The sequence below is a fragment of the Streptomyces sp. A012304 genome (genome assembly GCF_026008495.1).
Lineage (GTDB): Bacteria > Actinomycetota > Actinomycetes > Streptomycetales > Streptomycetaceae > Streptomyces.
Map to the genome: position 1 here is coordinate 1 of NZ_BQUN01000051.1, position 6,103 is coordinate 6,103.

Genomic DNA, 6,103 nt, shown 5'->3' on the forward strand with positions numbered 1-6,103 from the left:
CCTCACCCTCAGAACTCCTCGTCCCCCAAGAACTTCGTGTCCTCCCCCTCTTCCTCCAGCGCCTGCCGGACGACTCTCAGGGCCATGCCCTGGGAGTAGCCCTTGCGCGCGAGCATTCCGGCGAGGCGGCGGAGCCGTTTGTCGCGGTCGAGGCCGCGGGTCGAGCGCAGTTTGCGGTCGACGAGTTCACGCGCGGTGGCCTCTTCCTGTTCGGAGTCGAGCTGGGCGACGGCCTCGTCGATCAGTGTCGCGTCGACGCCCTTGGTGCGCAGTTCCTGCGCGAGTGCGCGGCGGGCCAGTCCCCTGCCGTGGTGCCGGGACTCCACCCAGGCGTCCGCGAAGGCGCTGTCGTCGATCAGTCCGACCTCCTCGAACCGTGAGAGCACCTCCTCGGCCACGTCGTCGGGGATCTCCCGCTTGCGCAGGGCGTCGGCGAGTTGCTTGCGGGTGCGCGGGGTCCCGGTGAGCAGGCGCAGGCAGATCGCCCGTGCCCGCTCAGCCGGGTCCCCTGAAGACTCTCCCTTCTCGGCCCTCGACGAGGAGGAAGTGCCTTCGTCTTCGGTGGGCGGTTCTCCGAAACCGCGTCGACGGCGCCCACGCCCGCTCCGTGGGCCGCCCTCACCGCCATGTCCCGCAAAACCGCCGCGGCGCCGGCTCTCACCGTCCGTCGTCCGGCCGCCGTCGAGTGAGCCGTCGTCGTAGGGCCAACCGCGCGAGCTGTCGGCCGTCCGTCCGTCCGACGGGTCGTCGCCCCGGGTGAGGCCGTCGCCGTCCTGGATCCCCGGCTTCCGGGGGATGCCGGGGTGGGCGTCGTACTCGGCCCAGTCCGTTCGCCGTGTCACGGATCAGCTCTTGGCAGCCGTGGCCTTGGTCTTGGCGGCCTTGGCGGCGGGAGCGGCAGCCGTCTTGGCGGCGTCGTCCGCGGGCGTGCCCGGGGTGGCCGCGGCGTCCGCGCTCGGCTCGGCCGCGGGCTCCTCCGGGCGTACGCCGACGCCCAGCTTCTCCTTGATCTTCTTCTCGATCTCGTTGGCGAGGTCGGGGTTGTCCTTGAGGAAGTTGCGGGCGTTCTCCTTGCCCTGGCCCAGCTGGTCGCCCTCGTACGTGTACCAGGCTCCGGCCTTGCGGACGAAGCCGTGCTCCACGCCCATGTCGATCAGGCCGCCCTCGCGGCTGATGCCCTGGCCGTAGAGGATGTCGAACTCGGCCTGCTTGAAGGGCGGGGCGACCTTGTTCTTGACGACCTTGCAGCGGGTGCGGTTGCCGACCGCTTCGGTGCCGTCCTTCAGGGTCTCGATGCGGCGGATGTCGATGCGCACCGAGGCGTAGAACTTCAGCGCCCGGCCACCGGTCGTGGTCTCCGGGGAGCCGAACATCACGCCGATCTTCTCGCGGAGCTGGTTGATGAAGATCGCGGTGGTCTTGGACTGGTTGAGCGCGCTGGTGATCTTCCGCAGGGCCTGGCTCATCAGGCGGGCCTGCAGACCGACGTGGCTGTCGCCCATCTCGCCCTCGATCTCCGCGCGCGGGACGAGTGCGGCGACGGAGTCGATGACGATCAGGTCGAGGGCGCCGGAGCGGACCAGCATGTCCACGATCTCCAGGGCCTGCTCGCCGTTGTCGGGCTGGGAGAGGATGAGGTTGTCGATGTCGACGCCGAGCTTGCGCGCGTACTCGGGGTCGAGGGCGTGTTCCGCGTCCACGAAGGCGACCTGGCCGCCGGCCTTCTGGGCGTTGGCCACGGCGTGCAGGGTCAGCGTGGTCTTACCGGAGGACTCCGGTCCGTAGATTTCCACGACGCGGCCGCGCGGCAGTCCGCCGACGCCCAGAGCCACGTCGAGGGCGGTCGACCCGGTCGAGATGACCTCGATGGGCTCCTTCGACCGCTCGCCCATGCGCATGACCGCGCCCTTGCCGAATTGCCGTTCAATCTGTGCGAGTGCGGCGTCCAGGGCCTTCTCGCGGTCGGTTCCTGCCATGGGTTCCACCCGATTTGCTTGAGTCGATCGCTTCACGTCAAAGACGCTAACGCCTGCCACTGACAATGCGCCTCGACGCCGGTTCAGCCTGTGGATAACTCGGGCACTTCTCCGCCCAAACCGGGACAGAAACCCCGTTGAGAGCCTCGCCGGAGCCTCCATAAGAATGGATGTTCGATTTTCGTGTCAAGCGCACCACGCGGCACACGACGACCGCGTACACAGGCGCAGGAAGGGAGCCCCTCGGGCCGACGACAACGCCGCCCACGGCCGTGAGGGGTGACGCGCAGCCCTCACCACCGTGGGGCTGAGGGCTGCCACCTCATCGCTCGGGCCGCCCCTCACCGCTCTGAGAACTCACATGCTGCCGCTCGTCACCGACGCGTCAGCCGGACTGCCGATCCGACCCGGACGGCCGCTCCGGCCGTGCCTTGGTCCACAGTCGCCGTGCGCGCGTGACCAGGGACGGTCCGTCGCCTCGTCTCCGGTGCCCGTGGACGCGGGGGTCGTCCGTGACGTCGTACCGCTTCACGTACGCGCCCAGGAACGCCTGCAGCGTGGCGATCGCCGGGATGGCGATCAGGGCTCCGACCGCGCCGAGGAGGGCGGTGCCGGCGACGACCGAGCCGAAGGCGACGGCCGGGTGGATGTCGACGGTCTTCGAGGTCAGCTTGGGCTGGAGCACGTAGTTCTCGAACTGCTGGTAGACCACGACGAAGATCAGCACCCACACCGCGTACACCGGCGCGACCGTGAAGGCGATCAGCATCGGCAGCGCGCCCGCGAGATAGGTGCCGATGGTCGGGATGAACTGCGAGACCACGCCCACCCACATCGCGAGGGCGGGCGCGTACGGAATGCCGAGGGCCAGCAGGAGGACGTAGTGCGCCCCGCCGGAGATCAGCGCCATCAGCCCGCGCGAGTAGATGTAGCCGCCGGTCTTGTCGACGGCGATCTCCCACGCGCGCAGCACCTCGGCCTGTCTGGCCGGCGGCAGCACGGAGCACAGGGCGCGGCGCAGGCGGGGCCCGTCGGCGGCGAAGTAGAACGAGAACAGCGCGATCGTCAGCAGTTGGAACAGGCCGCCCAGGACCTGGGCGGAGATGTCCAGGACGCCGGCGGCGCTGTTCTGCGCGTACTTTTTCAGCCAGTCCGAGTTGAGCAGGCCTTCCTGGATGTCCACCCGTCTGAGCTCGGTGTGGAACGTGGTGTTGATCCAGTTGATCACGGAGTCGAGGTACTGCGGGAAGTCCTCGATCATCTTGGTGATCTGTCCGGCGAGCATCGAGCCGAGCAGCGTGAAGAAGCCCGCGAACGCGATCAGCAGTCCGAAGAAGACCAGGAAGGTGGCGAGTCCCCGGCGCATGCCGCGGGCGGCCATCCGGCTCACCGCGGGTTCGATGGCGAGGGCCAGGAAGAAGGCTATGAGGATGTTGAGCAGCAGGCCGGTGATCTGGTGGAAGGCCCACGTGCTCAGCTGGAACGCACCGAAGAGAGCGAACGCGAGCACCATCGCGCGCGGGAGCCAGCGCGGCATGCGCCCGCCCGGCACGGCGTCGCCGCCGGCCGGGGGCCTGGCGGGCGGCGTCGTGTCCGACGGCGATGCGTGCGGGCCGGTCTTCCCGGTGTCGTCAGTGGTGGCCACGGACCAAGTCTCGCCCACGCCACCGACAATCGGAGAGCCCCCGGCGATCTCCGTGACGGATCAGCGCTTCTCCTGCGGAACGTTCATCACCGTGCACACCACACGCCACACGTCCTTGGCCTCCCAGCCGGCCGCGAGCGCCTCGTGCACGGTGTGCCCGTCGAGTTCCGCCATCACATGGTCGCGCGCGAAAGTGTCGGCGTAGCCCGCGCCGAAGTGCTCGTTCATCCGCTGCCAGAAGACCGTCAACCGCATGACATCAGTATCCCGCCCCCGGGGGTGGCCCTGGCCGGGACCGCCTGCGGAGACCGCTTTCCGCCCTACGGTCTGACGCATGGCCGAAACAGGAGCATCCCCACTCCCCCCGACGCCCCCGGCGCGCTCCCCGCTCTTCCGCGCCGAGCACTTCGTCTGGCTCACCGCGCGCGTGCTGGAACAGCGTCTCTTCGCGTATCACTTCCTCCATGGCGCCGCCGACCCGGTCGAGACCGCGCTCGACGCCTACCGCAACGAGGACGGAGGGTACGGTCACGCGCTGGAACCCGATCTGCGCGGCCCCGTCAGCCAGCCCTTGCACACCGCGCGCGCCCTGCGCGTGCTGGACTCCCTCGGGCGCTGTGGCGGGCAGCGGGTGGAGCGGGTGTGCCGATACCTGTCCTCCGTCTCCACCGCGGACGGCGCGCTTCCGGCGGTGCATCCCAGTCAGCGCGGCTACCCGACGGCCCCGTTCGTGCCGATCGTGGACGACCCGCCGAGCGAGCTTCTCGCGACCGGCCCGGTGGTCGGTGTGCTGCACCGCAACGAGGTCTGGCACGCGTGGCTGTTCCGGGCCACGGACTTCTGCTGGCAGGCGGTGGACGCGCTGAAGGCGTCCCACCCGTACGAGATCGAGGCCGCTGTGGCCTTCCTGGACTCCGCTCCCGACCGCCCGCGCGCGGAGGCGGCCGCGGACCGTCTGGGCCGTCTGGTGCGCGAGCAGCAGTTCGCCGTACTGGACCCGGACCGCCTGGACACGTATCCGGTCGCCCCGGGATACGCGCCCGGCGAGCACCACTTTCCGTACGACTTCGCGCGTACGCCGGGGTCTCTCGCGCGCGCGTGGTTCACCGACGACGAGATGGCGCGCTCCTTGGACTTCCTCGCCGGCGAGCAGCAGGAGGACGGCGGCTGGCCGATCCGGTGGCGCCGCTGGGCGCCGGGCACGGCTCTGGAGGCGCGTCCCATGGTGACCATCGAGGCCCTGCGCACCCTCAGGGCGTACGGCCGCCCCATCGGCTGACGTCGAGGAGCGCGCCGCTGCCGCCGGTCACCCGCCGATGGCTCGCACGCCCGCGGTGACCACCACGGCCGCCGCGACGACGAGCAGGAACGGTGCTCGCAGGACGAGCGCCACGGCGGCCGCGGCCAGCCCGGCGGCCTTCGCGTCGAGGACGAGCGTCTGCCCGTCGGCGAAGGTCTGCTGGGCTGTGAGGGCGGCGAGCAGGGCGACGGGCAGCAGCGCCGCGAGCCGTCGTACGAGGGGCCGTTCCAGGGCGCCCGCGGGTACGAGCAGCCCGGCGAGCTTGACGGCGTAACAGCCGAGGGCGGTCACGCCGATCGCCATCCAGATGTTCAACGATCCCCCTTCGTGTCGTCTCCGTGAGCCCCGGTCCCGCGGCGGCCCTCCGCCCAGAGGGCGACCGGCGCCGCGAGCGCGGCGACGAGAACGGGCACTCCGGACGGCAGGAGGGGCAGCAGGCCGAGCCCGAGCAGCACCGCGAGGCCGGCGGCGAGGCGTTCGGTGACGGTTTTCAGCATGGGCGCGAGCAGTGCCAGGAAGACGGCGGGCCCGGCCGCGTCGAGCCCCCAGGCGTCGGTGTCCCCGATGGCCTCCGCTCCCATGGCTCCCAGCAGTGTGGTGAGGTTCCACAGCGTGTACAGGCTGAGCCCCGTCACCGCGAAGCCGATCCGCGCTCCGCGTCGGTCGCGCTGCGCCAGCGAGACGGCGGTCGTCTCGTCGATCACCCACTGGGCGGCGAACGGGCGCACCGCGCGCGGGAGGGCCAGCAGCTGCGACAGGCGCAGGCCGTAGAAGGCGTTGCGCACGCCGAGGAAGAACGCTCCCGCGGCCGCCGTCAGCGGGTTGCCGCCCGCCGCCAGGGCCCCGACGAGCGCGAACTGCGAGGCCCCGGTGAACACCAGCAGGCTGAGCGCGCAGGTCTGCCACACCGTGAGTCCGCTGCCTGCCGAGGTGACCCCGAAGGCGAATCCGGACAGTCCTACGGCGACCCCGACGCCGAGGGCGTCCCGTACGACGGCGGAGTCGGGCCTGCCTCCGTCGCCGGCGGGTGTGTCTGCGAGTGCTGTCTGTTCTGCCACGTGTCGGACGGTAGGAGCAGCCGCCGCCGAGCGTCTTGTACGTTCTTGCGCTCGCGCTGGTAGGCGCCGGGCGGCACGCCGACGATCCGGGTGAAGTGGCGGTTGAGGTGCGGCTGGTCGGTGA

The 6,103-nt window shown here is 70.7% G+C and carries 7 protein-coding genes; 1 reads left to right on the forward strand and 6 read right to left on the reverse strand.

The window, feature by feature from the left end:
* Window positions 1-8 precede the first annotated feature (8 nt).
* The 4 genes from recX to ALMP_RS11900 all read right to left on the reverse strand — a co-directional run bounded on the left by recX (window position 9) and on the right by ALMP_RS11900 (window position 3,876).
* A complete protein-coding gene (gene recX / locus ALMP_RS11885; protein ID WP_264926878.1) occupies window positions 9-842 on the reverse strand; it encodes a recombination regulator RecX in 834 nt (277 codons plus the stop codon).
* 3 nt (window positions 843-845) lie between these two features.
* Window positions 846-1,976, reverse strand: coding sequence for a recombinase RecA (recA, locus tag ALMP_RS11890; protein WP_264926880.1), 1,131 nt, complete (start codon window positions 1,974-1,976; stop codon window positions 846-848).
* A 385-nt stretch (window positions 1,977-2,361) separates the two neighbouring features.
* Window positions 2,362-3,621: an AI-2E family transporter gene (locus ALMP_RS11895; protein WP_264926882.1), complete on the reverse strand. Its 1,260-nt coding sequence runs from the start codon at window positions 3,619-3,621 to the stop codon at window positions 2,362-2,364.
* A 60-nt stretch (window positions 3,622-3,681) separates the two neighbouring features.
* On the reverse strand, window positions 3,682-3,876 hold the full coding sequence (locus ALMP_RS11900; RefSeq protein WP_264926884.1) for a DUF3046 domain-containing protein: 195 nt from the start codon (window positions 3,874-3,876) through the stop codon (window positions 3,682-3,684).
* Window positions 3,877-3,955: 79 nt separating this feature from the next.
* On the opposite strand from ALMP_RS11900, the gene ALMP_RS11905 reads away from it, so the two are divergent.
* The gene (locus ALMP_RS11905) at window positions 3,956-4,900 is read left to right on the forward strand and encodes a hypothetical protein (RefSeq protein WP_264926886.1); all 945 of its coding nucleotides are present in this window, start codon (window positions 3,956-3,958) and stop codon (window positions 4,898-4,900) included.
* A gap of 27 nt (window positions 4,901-4,927) precedes the next feature.
* Here ALMP_RS11905 and ALMP_RS11910 read toward each other — a convergent pair whose 3' ends face one another.
* Together ALMP_RS11910 and ALMP_RS11915 are read right to left on the reverse strand one after the other, a co-directional pair.
* A complete protein-coding gene (locus ALMP_RS11910) occupies window positions 4,928-5,236 on the reverse strand; it encodes an AzlD domain-containing protein (RefSeq protein ID WP_264926888.1) in 309 nt (102 codons plus the stop codon).
* Entirely contained in the window at window positions 5,233-5,979 is a 747-nt protein-coding gene (locus ALMP_RS11915; protein ID WP_264926890.1) for an AzlC family ABC transporter permease, read from the reverse strand. The genes ALMP_RS11910 and ALMP_RS11915 overlap by 4 nt, the downstream gene beginning before the upstream one ends.
* Window positions 5,980-6,103: the final 124 nt, after the last annotated feature.